This is a genomic window from Pseudarcicella hirudinis, from assembly GCF_900115665.1.
GTDB classification, from domain to species: domain Bacteria; phylum Bacteroidota; class Bacteroidia; order Cytophagales; family Spirosomataceae; genus Pseudarcicella; species Pseudarcicella hirudinis.
Genome location: NZ_FOXH01000018.1, coordinates 80,792 through 96,955, shown reverse-complemented (window position 1 = coordinate 96,955; position 16,164 = coordinate 80,792). Strand labels below are relative to the sequence as shown.

General features: G+C 38.0%; 16 protein-coding genes. 9 read left to right on the top strand and 7 right to left on the bottom strand.

All coding sequences use genetic code 11. The features are described from left to right. Nucleotides 1–74 precede the first annotated feature (74 nt). The 5 genes from BM179_RS22600 (at nucleotide 75) to mog (ending at nucleotide 3,845) form a co-directional block, all read left to right on the top strand. Nucleotides 75–713: a ribonuclease H1 domain-containing protein gene (locus BM179_RS22600; RefSeq protein ID WP_092019446.1), complete on the top strand. Its 639-nt coding sequence runs from the start codon at nucleotides 75–77 to the stop codon at nucleotides 711–713. Between the two features lies 1 nt (nucleotide 714). Next, nucleotides 715–1,407, top strand: coding sequence for a tRNA1(Val) (adenine(37)-N6)-methyltransferase (locus BM179_RS22595; RefSeq protein WP_092019445.1), 693 nt, complete (start codon nucleotides 715–717; stop codon nucleotides 1,405–1,407). 67 nt (nucleotides 1,408–1,474) lie between these two features. Beyond that, nucleotides 1,475–2,443, top strand: a complete 969-nt coding sequence (locus tag BM179_RS22590; RefSeq protein ID WP_092019444.1) for a glycosyltransferase family 2 protein — start codon at nucleotides 1,475–1,477, stop codon at nucleotides 2,441–2,443. A 37-nt stretch (nucleotides 2,444–2,480) separates the two neighbouring features. Then, entirely contained in the window at nucleotides 2,481–3,284 is an 804-nt protein-coding gene (locus tag BM179_RS22585) for a tRNA threonylcarbamoyladenosine dehydratase (protein ID WP_092019443.1), read from the top strand. A gap of 27 nt (nucleotides 3,285–3,311) precedes the next feature. After that, complete coding sequence (gene mog, locus BM179_RS22580) at nucleotides 3,312–3,845, top strand: molybdopterin adenylyltransferase (RefSeq protein WP_092019442.1); 534 nt, start codon at nucleotides 3,312–3,314, stop codon at nucleotides 3,843–3,845. Nucleotides 3,846–3,960: 115 nt separating this feature from the next. Here mog and lysM read toward each other — a convergent pair whose 3' ends face one another. From lysM to folP, 3 genes are all read right to left on the bottom strand, one after another. Further along, nucleotides 3,961–4,425, bottom strand: coding sequence for a peptidoglycan-binding protein LysM (lysM, locus tag BM179_RS22575; RefSeq protein ID WP_092019441.1), 465 nt, complete (start codon nucleotides 4,423–4,425; stop codon nucleotides 3,961–3,963). A 168-nt stretch (nucleotides 4,426–4,593) separates the two neighbouring features. Further along, a complete protein-coding gene (locus BM179_RS22570; RefSeq protein ID WP_092019440.1) occupies nucleotides 4,594–5,409 on the bottom strand; it encodes an aminotransferase class IV in 816 nt (271 codons plus the stop codon). A 53-nt stretch (nucleotides 5,410–5,462) separates the two neighbouring features. Then, nucleotides 5,463–6,290, bottom strand: a complete 828-nt coding sequence (gene folP, locus BM179_RS22565; RefSeq protein ID WP_092019483.1) for a dihydropteroate synthase — start codon at nucleotides 6,288–6,290, stop codon at nucleotides 5,463–5,465. A 228-nt stretch (nucleotides 6,291–6,518) separates the two neighbouring features. On the opposite strand from folP, the gene BM179_RS22560 reads away from it, so the two are divergent. The 3 genes from BM179_RS22560 to BM179_RS22550 all read left to right on the top strand — a co-directional run bounded on the left by BM179_RS22560 (nucleotide 6,519) and on the right by BM179_RS22550 (nucleotide 8,905). Beyond that, entirely contained in the window at nucleotides 6,519–7,067 is a 549-nt protein-coding gene (locus BM179_RS22560) for a DUF1599 domain-containing protein (RefSeq protein ID WP_092019439.1), read from the top strand. A gap of 177 nt (nucleotides 7,068–7,244) precedes the next feature. Further along, nucleotides 7,245–8,345, top strand: a complete 1,101-nt coding sequence (locus BM179_RS22555; protein WP_092019438.1) for a BT_3928 family protein — start codon at nucleotides 7,245–7,247, stop codon at nucleotides 8,343–8,345. A gap of 50 nt (nucleotides 8,346–8,395) precedes the next feature. Further along, nucleotides 8,396–8,905, top strand: a complete 510-nt coding sequence (locus BM179_RS22550; protein WP_092019437.1) for a shikimate kinase — start codon at nucleotides 8,396–8,398, stop codon at nucleotides 8,903–8,905. 66 nt (nucleotides 8,906–8,971) lie between these two features. Here BM179_RS22550 and BM179_RS22545 read toward each other — a convergent pair whose 3' ends face one another. Together BM179_RS22545 and BM179_RS25440 are read right to left on the bottom strand one after the other, a co-directional pair. Beyond that, nucleotides 8,972–10,552 (bottom strand): hypothetical protein, encoded by a 1,581-nt coding sequence (locus BM179_RS22545; RefSeq protein ID WP_092019436.1) that lies wholly within the window; start codon nucleotides 10,550–10,552, stop codon nucleotides 8,972–8,974. A 192-nt stretch (nucleotides 10,553–10,744) separates the two neighbouring features. Continuing rightward, the gene (locus BM179_RS25440) at nucleotides 10,745–11,980 is read right to left on the bottom strand and encodes a hypothetical protein (RefSeq protein ID WP_092019435.1); all 1,236 of its coding nucleotides are present in this window, start codon (nucleotides 11,978–11,980) and stop codon (nucleotides 10,745–10,747) included. Nucleotides 11,981–12,309: 329 nt separating this feature from the next. Between BM179_RS25440 and proS the strand changes: the two genes are divergently transcribed. Continuing rightward, on the top strand, nucleotides 12,310–13,785 hold the full coding sequence (proS, locus tag BM179_RS22535; RefSeq protein ID WP_092019434.1) for a proline--tRNA ligase: 1,476 nt from the start codon (nucleotides 12,310–12,312) through the stop codon (nucleotides 13,783–13,785). Between the two features lie 80 nt (nucleotides 13,786–13,865). Here the strand turns inward: proS and BM179_RS22530 are convergent, their stop codons facing one another. Then, nucleotides 13,866–14,291 (bottom strand): hypothetical protein, encoded by a 426-nt coding sequence (locus tag BM179_RS22530; protein WP_092019433.1) that lies wholly within the window; start codon nucleotides 14,289–14,291, stop codon nucleotides 13,866–13,868. A 472-nt stretch (nucleotides 14,292–14,763) separates the two neighbouring features. Beyond that, nucleotides 14,764–16,149: a hypothetical protein gene (locus tag BM179_RS22525; protein WP_092019432.1), complete on the bottom strand. Its 1,386-nt coding sequence runs from the start codon at nucleotides 16,147–16,149 to the stop codon at nucleotides 14,764–14,766. Between the last annotated feature and the right edge of the window lie 15 nt (nucleotides 16,150–16,164).

The following is a 16,164-nucleotide window of genomic DNA, read 5'->3' as shown; positions in this document are numbered from 1 at the left end:
AATCAATCTTTTGAAAGTCGAAATCTCGTGTATTTAGACAGAATTCAGCTATTTTTGCCCATAATTTTTAGAAAGTGGCAAAAAACAAGCAAAAATATTACGTAATCTGGAAGGGAGCGAAAACCGGGGTTTTTGATTCCTGGACAGAGGCGGAAGCGTTAATAAAAGGGGTAGAAAAAGCTCAATATAAATCCTTTAACACCTTAAAAGAGGCGGAAAATGCTTTTAAAGGAAATTACTGGCAGGCTGTTCAGAGCTCATCCAATGGTGTTAAAAGTTCTTCTAAAACAAAAGCCAGCATAGGAAAACCTGTCATGGAAAGCATTTCAGTAGATGCTGCCTGCGCAGGAAACCCGGGAATACTTGAATATCAGGGTGTTGAAACCGGCACTAAAAGAGTATTATTTGCCATGGGTCCTTTTCCTGAGGGAACTGTAAATATCGGTGAATTTCTGGCTATTGTTCATGGCCTGGCATTCCTGCAAAAACACAATTCTGAACTTCCGATTTATTCTGATTCAAAAACTGCAATTGCCTGGATAAAAAACAAGGCCATTAAAACTACTCTGGAGAGAAACGCCGGAACTGAAGAGCTTTTTCAGCTTGTGGACCGGGCCGTTCTGTGGCTAAAAAATAATAAGTATCCCAATAAAATTCTAAAATGGGAAACCGAATTCTGGGGAGAAAATCCAGCCGACTACGGTAGAAAATAACATGTTCCAATTCAAACAATTTAAGATCGAGCAGCACCTGACAGCCATGAAGGTTACCACGGATGCCTGTATTTTGGGTGCGAGTGTAAATGTTACGAAAGCTGCAAATATATTGGACATTGGCGCAGGAACAGGTTTATTATCGCTGATGATGGCCCAAAGAACCCGTGCTGAAATTACAGCAGTTGAGATTGATCAGAATGCTTTTGAACAGGCCCTTGAAAATATTAATCAAAGTATTTTCAGGGAACAAATTAAGCTTTTTCACCAGCCGATTCAGAAATTTTCGACTGCCGGGCAATATGATTTGATTGTCAGCAACCCTCCTTTCTTTCAAAATCACTTAAAATCCGACAATCTTTCCAGAAATAAAGCGCTGCATACAGAAACTTTGTCTTTTGAAGAATTATTGGAAAGTGTCGGCACAAAACTTAAGCCTTCCGGCAGCTTTGTAGTTTTACTTCCGGTTTATGAAACCGAACTACTTTGCCGTCTGGCTCTGGCAAAAGACTTGTTTCCTGTGAAGCAATTGAAAATACGTCATCGGGAAAGCTCAAAAATATTCAGAATTATTACGACCTTTGAGTATTCAGAAGAAAAATTAGTGGAAGAGAGCCTGATTATTAAAAATCCGGACGAAACTTATACCACTGATTTTCAAAATCTTTTGAAAGATTATTATTTGATTTTTTAGAGAATCTGGTTTTTAAATCCATTTTTCCTCCTCAAATGAATACAGGCAAAAAGCCTGTGGGACAAATATGTTAGACATTTCAGTAATCGTTCCGTTATACAATGAAGAAGAGTCATTACCTGAGCTAGCCACCTGGATTTCAAAGGTAATGGATGAACATAAATTCAGTTACGAAGTCATTTTTGTAAATGATGGCAGCCGGGATAAATCCTGGAATGTTATCAGACAGATTTCCCTGAATAATCCAAATTTCAAGGGTATATCCTTTTCCCGTAATTACGGTAAATCCGCTGCACTTCATACTGGTTTTAAGGCCGCAGAAGGCCGTGTGGTTATTACCATGGACGCGGATTTGCAGGATAGTCCGGATGAAATTCCCGAACTGTACAGAATGATCACCGAGGAAGATTTTGATCTGGTTTCAGGCTGGAAACAGAAGCGTTTCGACCCGATTTCCAAGACCATTCCTACCAAACTATACAACGCCGTAACAAGAAGTATATCAGGCGTTTACCTTCATGATTTCAATTGCGGACTGAAGGCTTACAAAAAAGAAGTTATCAAAACCATCCGTCTTTACGGAGAAATGCACCGCTATATTCCTGTACAGGCAAACTGGAACGGATTCTCGAAAATCGGTGAAAAAGTAGTGAATCATCAGGCAAGAAAATACGGCACTACCAAATTTGGTCTGGAGCGTTTTCTCTATGGATTCCTGGATTTATTATCTATTACTTTTATCCAGAAATTCGGGAAACGGCCCATGCACTTTTTCGGTACTATGGGTATTCTTGCAATTTTGGCCGGAGGTTTCAGTGCCTTTTGGATTCTGGGAGAAAAATGGTGGGATATTGCCCATAACCTCAAATACCGGAATGCTACGGATCATCCTTTTTTCTATCTGGCTTTAACTTCCGTTATCATCGGAACACAGTTATTTCTTGCCGGATTTCTGGGAGAGTTGTTAACAACCAATTCTGACCGGACAACCGACTACCAAATCAAAGAAACAACCGGAGAGATTAAAGAGATTTAGCGTTTTTGAGATTTTATTAGCATAAAAAATAATTATAATGAGTGACTTAGCCTGGCTTGGACGAACCAAATTATTAATAGGGGAAGAACGCCTGCAAAAATTACAAAATTCCCACGTGCTGATTATCGGTCTGGGAGGTGTCGGATCATTTGCAGCCGAATTTATTTGCAGAGCAGGAGTTGGAAAAATGACAATCGTTGACGGAGATGTGGTGGATCCTTCCAATCGAAACAGACAATTACCTGCATTATCCACTACACACGGCCAACCGAAAGCGGATCTGATGAGCGAACGTTTACTGGCGATCAATCCTGATTTAAAACTAAATTCTATCAGAAAATTTCTTTCCCCGGAAGCATCAGAAGAAATCCTCAGCAGCGACAACTTCGATTATGTAATGGATTGTATCGATTCTGTTACTCCAAAACTGACTTTATTGGTGACTGCTCATAAAAAAGGATTAAAGATTGTGAGCTCTATGGGAGCCGGAGGGAAACTTGATCCGACCAAAATCAGAACCGCTGATTTATTTGCTACGCGTGAATGTTATCTGGCATCTCTTGTACGAAAAAGGTTAAGAAAACTGGGGATTTCATCCGGAATCAATGCAGTCTATTCTACAGAAAAGATGATAGACGAGTCATTGATGTTAACAGATGGCTCTAATTTCAAAAAATCAGCATACGGTACCATATCTTATCTTCCCGCAGCATTCGGGGGAGCCTGTGCTTCTGTGGTGATCAGAGATTTGCTTTCCTATCCTATTGAGATGGAAAAGAAACTTAAAGCTTTAACCCTAAGAGAAAACAAGCAAAAAAAGGTCAATTCCAGAAAATCATAGGTTATGTTTTCTTAATAAACCAACAATATGTCGAAAATTAAAATCGGTATCATTAATGTTTCTGACCGGGCAAGCGCCGGTATTTATGAAGATATTCCGGGAAAAGCTGTTTTAGAGACCCTCAGAGAATATCTGATTTCAGATTTTGAACCGGTTTACAAAGTAATTCCGGATGAGCAGGCTCTGATTTCGGAAACGTTGATAAGTATGGCGGACGTTGATGGTTGCTGCCTGGTCGTTACTACAGGTGGAACTGGTCCTGCTGTAAGAGATGTAACACCGGAAGCAACAGAGGCAGTCTGTCAGAAAATGATGCCTGGTTTTGGTGAATTAATGAGACAGGAAAGTCTGAAGTATGTTCCTACAGCGATATTGTCAAGGCAAACAGCCGGAATAAGAAATCAAACCCTGATTATTAACCTTCCGGGTAAGCCAAAGGCGATCAGACAATGCCTTGATGCGGTTTTTCCTGCGGTACCTTATTGTATAGATCTGATTGGCGGAGCTTATCTGGTCTGCAATCATGAAGTTATCAAGGAATTCAGACCAAAATCTGATTAATTGTTTTACTGTTTGGAAGCATCTTTTATTCCGGCACTTCAAAACTATATGATCTTATAGAAAAATGCCTCTCCTTATAGAAGAGGCATTTTTCAGATATAAACTAAGCTTCTTATTACAAAGTCGGGATACGTAAAATCTGACCCGGATAGATCAAATCAGGATCCTTAAGCATTGGTTTATTGGCTTCAAAAATCACAGGGTATTTCATCATGTCTCCATAATATTGCTTTGCAATTTTAGAAAGAGAATCACCTGAAACTACTTCATGAAACTGAGCTTCCGGAGCCGGAACAGCTACCGCTAACAGATTATTTACTACTTTAACTCCTTCAACGTTACCAACAGCAAGTGCAATTTTCTCAGAATCTTCCTGAGAAGGCACTTCTCCTTCAAGTGTAACGGTATCCAAAGCAGTTTTTACGGACAACTTATTGTAGTGCAAACCCAATGATTTAACATGCTCTAGTAATGCGGAGGCTCTTAATGGCTCTACTTCAGCAGCTTTGGCAGGTTCAACCTCAGTGTGGTGCCCAAAAACCTTTTCACCTACACCTTTAAAAAAAGACATCAATCCCATTTTGTTGATAGTTTTGTTTTAGAAAGAAAAAGAATATGTTTAAAAAAACGTCGCTCAGGAAGAATTTCCCTGACTTGTTTTACTCACCAAAAGTATTCATTTTTTCCAAAATCCAATGAAATACATTCTCTGATTTATTAATTGGTTAACATACATCAATAACCAATCTTATAATAATTCCCTTTCCAGAAAAAGAGACTGTATTTTACGGGTTTGTTTCCCTATTTTGCCATCATTAAAAATAGTATTATCAATCTGCGAAATGGCTACTACACGTTTTGTACTTCCGGTTGTAAAAACTTCATCAGCCTCAAGTGTTTCTTTCAGGGTAACGTCTCTTTCTTCAACTTCAAAATGTTCTCTGCACAACTCCAGCACATATTTTCTTGTTACGCCATACAAAACGCCATCTTTAGGAGTGATAACTTTCCGGTCTTTTATGATAAAAATATTACTTCTTGAAGACTCACTGATATCTCCGTTCAGATGATATAATAAATCGTCAGCTCCTGCTTCCCGCATTTTCGGTAAAACCCTGATCGGAGAAATATAACTCAGGGTCTTTATTTCCGGAATTTCTCTGGAATATTCATAAGTCATTAATTTCATTCCTATATCTGCCGGTTTGAAAATAAAAGGCTTTGGAATAATCATCAGATTGGACGGTTCAGCCGGAGTATAGCCATCAGGAGAATAACCTCCTGTCATCACAACCTTTATTCCCAGTAAATCATGAGGATTCAATTCTATCAGTTCCAGAATAATTTCTTTCAGTCTTTCTCTGCTTTCAGGGATAGGTAAACCCATCAATCTTGCTGAATTTTCCAATCGGTCTAAATGGTCATCCATAAAAACCGGTTTCCCGTTTACTGCTCTGAAAAAATCAAAAATCCCGTATCCACGCAATAAACCAAGGTCCGAAACATGGATTTTTGCCTCCTCTGACAACAAAATCTGTCCATTCAAAAAGTTATATTCTTTCATATTTTCATAATCAGGCAAAATGCCCTTGAGATTATATTTGAATTAATCAAAAACTAAAGAGATTTAGTCCATTCAACCAGTTTCACTGCTTCAATCGCTTCCCTGACCTCATGAACTCTTAAAATATTAGCTCCTTTCATCAAAGAGATCGTATTCATTACTGTTGTACCGTTCAGGGCGTCCATATGGGATATTTCAAGTTTTCTCCAGATCATCGATTTTCTTGAAACACCTACAAGCATGGGTAAACCCATAATATTAAATGCTTCCAATCTGTTGAGCAGATGAAAATTCTGGTCGGTAGTCTTGGCAAAACCAAATCCTAAATCCAGAATAATGTCCTTTTGCCCAAGCTGCCTCAGTTGATATACTTTTTGCTGGAGATCGTCTAAAATATCCATAACAAGGTCATCATAATTGGTCAGCTGATTCATATTTTCAGGAGTACCCCTGCTATGCATCAAAACATAGGGGACATTTAATCCGGCGGTAGTTTCAAACATTTCTTCATCCAGATTCCCTCCCATCACGTCATTAATCATAACTGCTCCGGCAAATACTGATTCCCGGGCCACTTTTGCTCTGAAAGTGTCAATGGAAATCAGTGCGTCCGGAAATCTTCTTATAATTTCTTCAATGGCAGGAATTACTCTTCTAAGCTCTTCTTCTTCACTCACCGGAGAGGCATTCGGGCGGGTGGAGTGTCCTCCGATGTCAATAAAAGCAGCTCCCTCTTCCAGCATTTTTTCTGTTTGGGAAAGTACTTTGTCCAACGTATCATATCTGCTCCGTTCAAAAAACGAATCAGGTGTAATATTTAAAATCCCCATTACTTTGGGAATTTTAAAATCAATCAGTTTACCTCTGCAATTTATGGTCATTGCCTGAATTTTGGTTGAATAAATAACAGAATGAGAGAATAAAAGGGAATAATCCGGCAAAATGCAATAATTTTGCAGCAGGCGTAATGAAGGACTGTTGATTTAAACTGCTTTCAAAACAAAAACTCAGAAACAAACCTATCGATTGTTGACAATCTTCACAACAGGACTCCTGTATCTGAATCCGCAATATTTTCATTAAACATTCACTTATTCTATCATTCAAAATTGAATACTGAACTCGAATATCGGCAAGTAATTTCGCTCTGCAAAGAGCTTTTCCAGAAAAAGAACAAAGATTATGGTACTTCATGGAGAATTTTACGTCTCCCAAGTCTGACAGATCAGATTTTTATCAAAGCACAACGAATCAGAAGCATTCAGGAAAAAGGCATTCAGAAAGTTGAAGACGGTATCGAAGGAGAGTTCATCGGCATTATCAATTATTGTCTTATTGCACTTATTCAGAAAACCCTTGAAAAGTCTGATCAGATGGAATTTTCAGAAGCAGAACTGAGCTCGCTGTATGATGATCAGGTTGAAAAAACCCTTACATTACTGATGAATAAAAATCACGATTACGGTGAAGCCTGGAGAGATATGCGGATAAGCAGTATGACAGACCTTATTCTGACAAAAATTTTCAGAACCAAGCAGATTGAAGACAATCATGGCAAGACTCTTGTTTCAGAAGGTGTGGAAGCAAACTATCAGGATATGTTGAATTATGCCGTTTTTTGTCTGATTAAACTAAAAGGATCTCAAAGCCAGCAATAAGCTGTTCACCATACTGATATGGACAGAAAGTTTGAAATCAATCTTTAAAATTGCAGGAGTCTGACCAGAAATTATCCTGTTACCGGCTTTAACATTTCATTAACAAGCAGTTTTCCCTGAAAGTAATAATTTTGATACATAACTAATTGTCGTAAAAGACGCATCGGGTTTCACTTCATGAGATATATCGCACAGTTTTCCAGAGTACTTGTTGGAATTGTTTTCATCTTTTCCGGATTAATTAAGCTAAACGACCCGGTCGGAACCGAGATAAAACTCGAGGAATATTTTGACGTCTTTGCAACAGACTTCGTCTGGTCTGCAGGTTTCTGGCATTCATTAGTTCCATATGCCTTGTTTATTTCTGTGTTTATGTGTGCGCTGGAGGTGATTCTGGGTGTGGCATTACTTGTGTCTTATCGCCTGAAATTTACTTCCTGGGTTTTACTGGCAATGGTAATCTATTTTGCATTTCTGACCTTTTATTCTGCTTATTATAACAAAGTCACCGACTGTGGCTGTTTTGGGGAAACCATCAAGCTAAAACCATGGACGAGTTTCTGGAAAGACATTATTCTGATGTTCTTTATCCTCATTATTCTGTGGCAGAGAAAGATATTTTCGCAACCTAAAACCGGTTGGATTGTAGGCCTTACTACAGTCCTGTGTGTCGTATTGGGAATCTATGCAATCAGGCATTTACCTCCATACGACGGGCTTCCTTATGCTGTAGGACAGAATATTCAGAATAATATGAAACCTTCTGAGGCATTGAAATTTAAGTATATTTATGAAAAAAATGGTGAGAAGGTTGAATTGGAGACCATGCCTACAGATACTAGTTATCATTTTAAAGAGCTTATTACTTTAAATCAGGATGCGGCAAAAGCTAAAATCACTGATTATAATATCTGGAAAGACGGTGATAGTACTGATTATAAAGCAGAAAGTTTTACAGGTAACAAATTAATGATAATTGTTCCGGTTATCAGTAAAGTAGATTTTTCAAATATCAGTAAAATACGCGACCTGGCCAATAGTCTTAACGGATCAGCTGTAACAGTATGGCTGCTTAGTTCATCCTCAGACGAAGAGGTAAACAATTTCCGTCATTCACATCAGCTGGCATTTCCGCAATTATCTGCGGATATTAAAGTTTTAAAAACCATTTCACGATCAAGTCCGGGAATCTGGCTTTTAAAAGATGGTACCGTAAAAGGCAAATGGTCTCATAATGATACCCCTACTAAAGATGAGGTTCTGGAGAAATTGAAGTAAGAAATCAATCATTTTCAGAATCTGTTTCGTAAAATTTTCCGTAAAATCAGATGAAAAATATTTTTCTAATAGGCATGCCCTCATCTGGTAAAAGTACTTTAGGTAAACAATTGGCCAAAGCTCTAAATTACCAGTTTGTGGATATGGATGAATTGATTGAAAGAGCCGAAAACAAAACCATTCCTGAAATTTTTAACCTTAACGGAGAAGAGTATTTCAGAAAAGCAGAAAGCGAAATACTCAGACAGTTTCATCCGGATCAAGGTCTTGTAATTGCCACAGGAGGTGGAGTGCCTTGCTTTTTTGATAACATGACCTTTATTAAATCTACCGGTGTAAGCGTCTTTTTAAATGTTGAACCAGTCGATCTGATTAAAAGGCTTCGAAAATCGGATGCCAATAACAGGCCTTTAATCAATAAAAACCTGAAGGAAGATGAACTCTTTGAGGAGCTTCAGAACCGATACAATCACAGATTACCTTATTATGCTCAGGCCGACATTAAGATTGACGGTAATATTGAAGTCGAACAGCTGATGTGGTTACTTGATGAATTGTAAAATGAAAAGGTCTCAGAATTCATAAATTCTGAGACCTTTTCATTTTCATCTGATCTGAAATATCATTTAGAAGAATAATCCGAATGAAAGTACTCCGCTGGTGAAAGTATTTGAAATTTTAGCGGAGTAATAATTATTAGGATTACTTAATTCATATGGTGTATAACCTGTGTTATAACTGCTGTTCACCAAGGCAAAATCTATATAATAGTCGCTTGTACGAACCCCGAATCCACCTGAAATCTGTAAGATTGTTCTTCCTAAATCCTGTTTGTCGAAAGAAGCTTTATACGGATTTGCTTTTGAGGCAACTCCGGCACGCACATTGAAAATTCCGGAAATTTTATACTCAGCTCCAACCTTGAAGTTAAATGCATTGTCAAAACGGTTTTTAAACTCCGGATTTACAATTGATTTGAAATCAGCATTTACCGAGGCAGGAGAATCGCTCGATCCGACACTCATACCCTTGTAATTAACATATTCCACATCAGCAGAGACAAAACCCTTCTTTCCCAGGAAAAAGGCCACTCCTGTTGCCATTCTTAGGGGCGTTGTTAACTGATAATCAAAAATCTGCTGGTTCAGATTGTATTGAATAGAAGAAATCGGCTTTCCGTTATTATCATTTTGCATATTCGGATTAAAGGCAGCATATAGAGACGCATCCTTCGTTTCAGATATATTGCTGTACCAGGTTGGAGTAGTTACACTGAAACCTACTCTTACAATGTCTAAAGGACGATAAATCATCCCGAATGATAAATTCAGTCCGCTGCCTGAAGCAGAGTAATCTTCAGTATAAGCCAGGTTATTTACCACAGGAGTTACATTGGCATTCTTGTCAGAAAACTTCTCATTCAATGCAGAGCTATAGCGATAGCTTAAACCGACAAATCCGATAGATCCTCCCAGATAGAGTTTATTTTTATAGCTGCCTCCGTAAGCAAAAGTCCATTGTGTAATCTTCCCGTCAGAAGTAAATGAAACCCTCTGTTTTGTAACAGTAGTTGCATCCAGTCTGTTTTGGTAAGTATTATTTGCTCCCGGATCAATCAGATATCCCTGATAAAACAAACCTTCATAAGAAGTAGGATTGCCCGTTGTGTTATCAAATTCATTATTTAAATCAGTCGGAGAGATATTTCTGTTGGTTGCAGAATTAGCCGCATTATCCAGTAACGAGCTTTTTTCATTCGTTCCCTGAAGAATAAAGGTGGTTTTCAGCGTAGCCTGGCGGCTATATCCGATTGCGAATGCTCCATGCCAGTCACCATTTTGGTTATCATTGGCAAAAACAATCCCAAAGTTAGGGATAGTCAGCTTTGTGTACTGATCAGGATAAGTTTGATTGATATAACTTGCATTTGTACTCAGGCTGTTCAAAGAAGCGGTAATACTAACTTCGGATCTGTTATAAAATCCAACACCTGCCGGGTTATAAGAGATATTACTCAGATCAGCTCCTAATGCTGCATGTGATCCGCCGATAGCCTGATAACGAGCTGTTCCCTGCGGTGCGATATTGGAGAACATCTGGGCATAATTTGTGTAGGTATTGGCAAGCGATGCGGCGTCCTGGGCTTTGATAAAAAGAGGACTTAATAAAAGCAAGCCTCCCATTATTATCGGATTAGTAATTTTCATGATGTATTTTGTTTTGCAGGTAATACGCGTTAGACTCTCAATAATGTTTAGACAATTATTTAACGTTTTTCACCTACCAAAAATATGTTAATAATTTGTTAATATTTAATCTGAGGGCTATTACATAAAAAAAGTGCCGGCTTTTTAATTGAAAGTCGACACTTCTGAATGATTTACTGAACCAACTTTTCGCTATCTCGGACCTCTTGATCCTCCACCGCCACCGGAAGATCCTCCAGAAGAACCGCCGGATGAAGAACCTCCCCCACCACGGGTACCACCTGAAGAACCACTGCTCCATGAAGAGGAAGAGTTATTAGACCAGCTTCTACTGCTATTGTTGTTATAGTTATTATTATTGTTGTAACTATTTGTACTTCTGCTGCTGTTACTGTTATAATCACCTGAAGAAGGATTAGCATAGGTTACGCCCGAATTTCTTCTTGGTGCCGAATAGTAAGTATTTGAGTTATTATTAGGCGTTGATGCGGTACTGTTATTTCCTCTTGTATTTGGATAGGAATTACCGCCATTATTGTAATTATAATTGTTATCACGACCGCCTCTGGTTGAGTAATAAGTATTATCGTTAGGCTGGCCATCATTAGACTGGCGACTGCCACGGATAGGGCCTGTATTTCCTGAACCGTTGGAAGGAGAATTGTATCTTGATGAACTTGTTCCTCCTATAGGGCCATAAGTACGGTTTCTGTCGGCTCCGGCGATTGAAGGTCTGTAGTAATCATAATACGATGGATAATATCCTCCGCCTCCATAATAAGAATAAGGGCTATAAGAATAATAATTACCCCAGGGACTAAAAGGATTATAATAATACGGGCTGTAATATCCGCCATAACCAAAGCTATAATAGCTTCCAAATCCACCATAATAAAAAGGATCATAGAATGAATTATAACCATAAGAATACGGGTTATAATATCCATAAGGAGACCAGCGGCTTCCAAACGACATTCCAAAAGAAATACCCGGATTGCCATACCAGCTATTCCAGCTGTTTGAGTATCCTCCTCCGTAACCATAACCGGCCACAGTGTTTACTCCGTCTCTGAAACCTGAGTTATAGTTATCTGAATTCTGGTTTTGATAAACACTACGGGAATTTATCCAGTTTTGAGAATAGTACTCGTCTGTTCCCTGAATATTCTGTGATTGAGTATTATTGTTATTACTGTACTGATTAGATCTGTATTCAGGATTTCTATTAACATATTCTCTGTCACGTTGTTCCTGGCGTTCCTGCTCCCTGTCGGCAAATGTGGCTGGGCGAACATCTTTTGCTGAGGCGTAGAGGTCATCATACACCTCATTCGAAGAGTTTCGTGCAACCTGACTGGAAGAGCTACACCCCCAAATACTTAGCAGCGCGAAGGCTGAAAAATATTTTATTGAATTTTTGAGGTCCATTTTTTTAAAGATTAAAATGTTTTACGATTTCAGGTTTCAAGCAATACAAAAAACACCATCTGCAGGAACTGAAAATATTCCATCAACGGTTTCTTAAAACTTGAAACTTAAATTTCATGTCAAACTTACTATAAAAACTTATCTTTGCAAGAATTTTAACATCTTATTAACAAAAGATCAAATACAAAAATTCCCTATTAAGTATTTGATTCTAAGCTGTTAAGTAGCAGCAGTTATGTGACAATTTTTGAAAGATTTACCCCTATTCAGGCGGCAAAAATAAGTTTGCAGACAGATATTCTTACAATAACAACGAAAAAAAAGATAAAATGAGTAAAGCACTCCCAAAAAAAAGTGAAAATTATTCCGAGTGGTACAACGAACTGGTAAAGCGTGCCGATTTAGCCGAGAATTCTGCCGTAAGAGGCTGTATGGTAATCAAGCCCTATGGTTATTCGATTTGGGAGAAAATGCAGAGAGCTTTAGACGATATGTTTAAAGAAACTGGGCATCAGAATGCTTATTTCCCTCTATTTATTCCAAAATCATATCTTTCAAAGGAAGCTTCCCACGTTGAAGGTTTCGCTAAAGAATGTGCTGTTGTTACCCATTACCGTCTTAAAAATGATCCGAATGGCGGAGGCGTAATTGTAGATCCTGAAGCAAAACTTGAGGAAGAACTGATTGTCCGCCCCACTTCTGAAACTGTAATCTGGAGTACTTATAAAAACTGGATTCAATCTTACAGAGATCTTCCTTTATTAATCAACCAATGGGCTAACGTAGTCCGTTGGGAAATGCGTACCAGACTTTTCCTGAGAACGGCTGAGTTTTTGTGGCAGGAAGGCCATACTGCTCATGCCACTAAGGAAGAGGCTGTTGCCGAAACGGAGCAAATGCTTGAAATCTATGCTACCTTTGCAGAGGAATTTATGGCTGTTCCTGTAATTCGCGGCCGTAAAACTCCTAATGAGCGTTTCGCCGGAGCAGAAGATACTTATTGTATCGAAGCAATGATGCAGGATGGAAAAGCTTTGCAGGCAGGAACTTCTCATTTCCTCGGACAAAATTTTGCGAAAGCATTTGATGTTAAATTCCTCAACAAGGAAAATAAGCAGGATTTTGTATGGGGAACTTCATGGGGTGTTTCAACCCGTCTGATGGGTGCTTTGGTAATGGCCCATTCAGATGATGAAGGATTGGTTTTGCCTCCGAAATTAGCTCCGATTCAGGTAGTTATTGTTCCTATTTTCAAAGGAGATGAACAACTGGCTCAAATTTCTGAAAAAGTAAATCCTATTGTGAAAGAACTTAAGAAAAGAGGTATTTCCGTTAAATTTGATAATTCAGACAAGCAAAGTCCTGGTTTCAAATTTGCTGAATATGAGCTTAAAGGTGTTCCGGTTCGTCTGGCTATCGGGGCAAGGGATCTTGCAAATGGCACCATTGAAGTAGCCCGTCGTGATACCAAACAAAAGGCAACCTATCAGATTGATAGCATTGTTGAATCGATCGTAAATCTTCTGGACGAAATTCAGGAGAATATTTATAATAAAGCCCTTCAATTCAGAACAGATAACACGGCAAAGATTGACAATTGGGATGATTTTGTAAAAATCCTTGATGAGAAACCTGGTTTTATATCAGCGCACTGGGATGGCACTTCTGAAACGGAAGAAAAGATCAAAGAATTAACGAAAGCTACAATCCGTTGTATTCCTTTGGATGCTGTGGACGAAGAAGGGGTTTGTATTTATTCGGGAAAACCTTCGTCACGCAGGGTAATTTTCGCAAGAGCCTACTAAGGTTGTTGCTTTCATTTTACTATTGATAACAAAAGAGGCCGGAAAATTTCCGGCCTCTTTTGTTAATTCAAATCCAAACCTTAATGCATAATAGAATCCGGTAACGAATATGGCGTTGAATCATCCGAAGATTTTTGTTTATGAAACAAGGCTCTGAATGTTTCAAGCATGTAAAAAATGTCTTCTACTTTACTTCTTGCAGCACGCATGGTATGAATATTTACACCTTGCTGCACCAGAGCCTGAAAAATATTCCGCAAATACACCAACTCCTCTTCATGATTACAGAAGTCTTTCACGATGTACATCGTAAAGCCTTTATCATTTTCATCTGCATTATAAATTACAAGGTGAAAGTCTGTTTCCTGAATAAAAGAAACAACCTTATTCTTGGAAAAATCATAAAACATTTGTTGAGAATCAACAAGGGAATCTATTATTTCTACCTCCTCTTTTGTTACGTATAAATCCTTTAAAAGATATATTGCTTGCGATGATTGTGTCATAACTATGATATTAATATTGTGAATTTTGAGTAATAACACTTAATGTTGACACAATGTTCAATTATTTTTATGATATTTCCAACAATAATTTTAAATTTTTAATGATTTATTAACATTATTTTTTTGCTTATAAAACACAGCTTAAAAACTGCCAAACCGATTAAATCACTATTCCATGTTAGTCCTTGAAGTGATATAAAATTAGAAAAATACAATTAATACAAAAGCAAATTATTTTGAAGGTACATTCCTCAAAAAGGAGTTACTTAATCTCATTTCGACCTGTTTATTAAACAGGTTTCCGATAAATTCTATAAAAAAATTGAAATAGTACTCACTTTTTAAAGCTATATTATTTGTTGTACTTTTCTTACATGTCAGATTCAAGGGTTTTTGAAACAAAAAAAGGACTGATATCTGAAAAAATATCAATCCTTTAAAAAAATTAAAAAATATTTGTTTTGAAAACGATTTAATCCTCGTTAAAATCCTCGGAAATCAATCTTCTCAATTGCTGATGAGGTCTGAGTGCAGGCTTCTTGCTAAAAAGAGCTTTGTCTCCGGTATATGATTTTGCCTTGCTGGCTAAACTTGAAGTTGTGAAATAGTTTTCCCGGATAAACTGAGAGGCTTCGTCTTCACCAATTTCGTTTCTTACCATATTACCTTTGTTAAAACCATCATTAAAACTGGCAATTCTCACTTCCATTTCAGATAGTTTCAACTGCTCCACACAATCTTTTATTTCATTCTCATAATTTCGTTTCCGGGTTTCCAGCTCTTCAATACCAGGTAAAAGGTTAAGGTCGTTTTCCAGTACATTTTTCTGAACAACATTATCAGCCAATAAGGCCTCAGCCTCCTGCAACTCCGGAACAAGTTTTTTCTTCTCCTTCTTCAAACGTCTGAGATTAGTATCAATCTGTATCCATCTGTACCAGTAACATTGCAGCACCGGAAAGGCTATTCCCAGACAAATGGCTCCTGCTATGGCAAAAAGTACACCTGACAAAACAAAAGATGCCAAAGCCCAGGGACTGTTAACCAGTTTCTCATTAAGCACATCAAAAGTCTTCAGTTGCTGGTCAATTTTTCTTGCTGTTTCCTGCGACAAAGGAGCAGAAGGATTCAGCGGGTCTATCGATTCATTCTGAATATTTTTAATCGTTTTGTTTACCCCGTCCTTTAATTTATCCGTTTTATAAGCCTCATATCTGAACCACCCTAAAATAAATAAGGTAGCAACGGCAAAAAGCACCATCGCTCCTTTAAACCAGGCATAAATCTTTTTAGAATTAGCTGAAGTATTTTCAGCATAGGGGCTTTCTATAAGTCGTTCATAAGCTGGTTTCAGCAAAATCGAAATCATTGCTAAACCTACTGCAAAAGACCATGCTTCAATATTATTTCTGATGTTCAGGGCATAAGCCACAATTTCATGAGAAATAATCAAATCTCCCGCCATAAACGAAATCCCGGCAAACAAATACACAAATCCAGCCAGCAGGGAATACTTATGAACAGACTTTTCCCGCTTTGCGGTAAGATCATGAATACTTGCCTGATTTTCATATACCTGTTCTTCCAGCCGTTCCTTACGTTTGCCATAAAGACCAACCTGAAGCATTTTTTCCTGCAAGGTATCAAAAGCTGTTTTCTGTCTGTTTTTTACCTGCTCTATAGACTCTTCAAGGGCTTTAATATCGCTCTTCCTTTCATCTATTTGTTTTTTAAGCCATTCAAAATTAACCTGACTGGATAGAAAGCCTTCATAAGTATTTTTATCCACAGCTTCCAATCCGCTTTGATAGCCATGTTGAAAGTCATAATTATCGGTATGTGAGTTATTCTCTTCCATAATATTTTTAAGGTA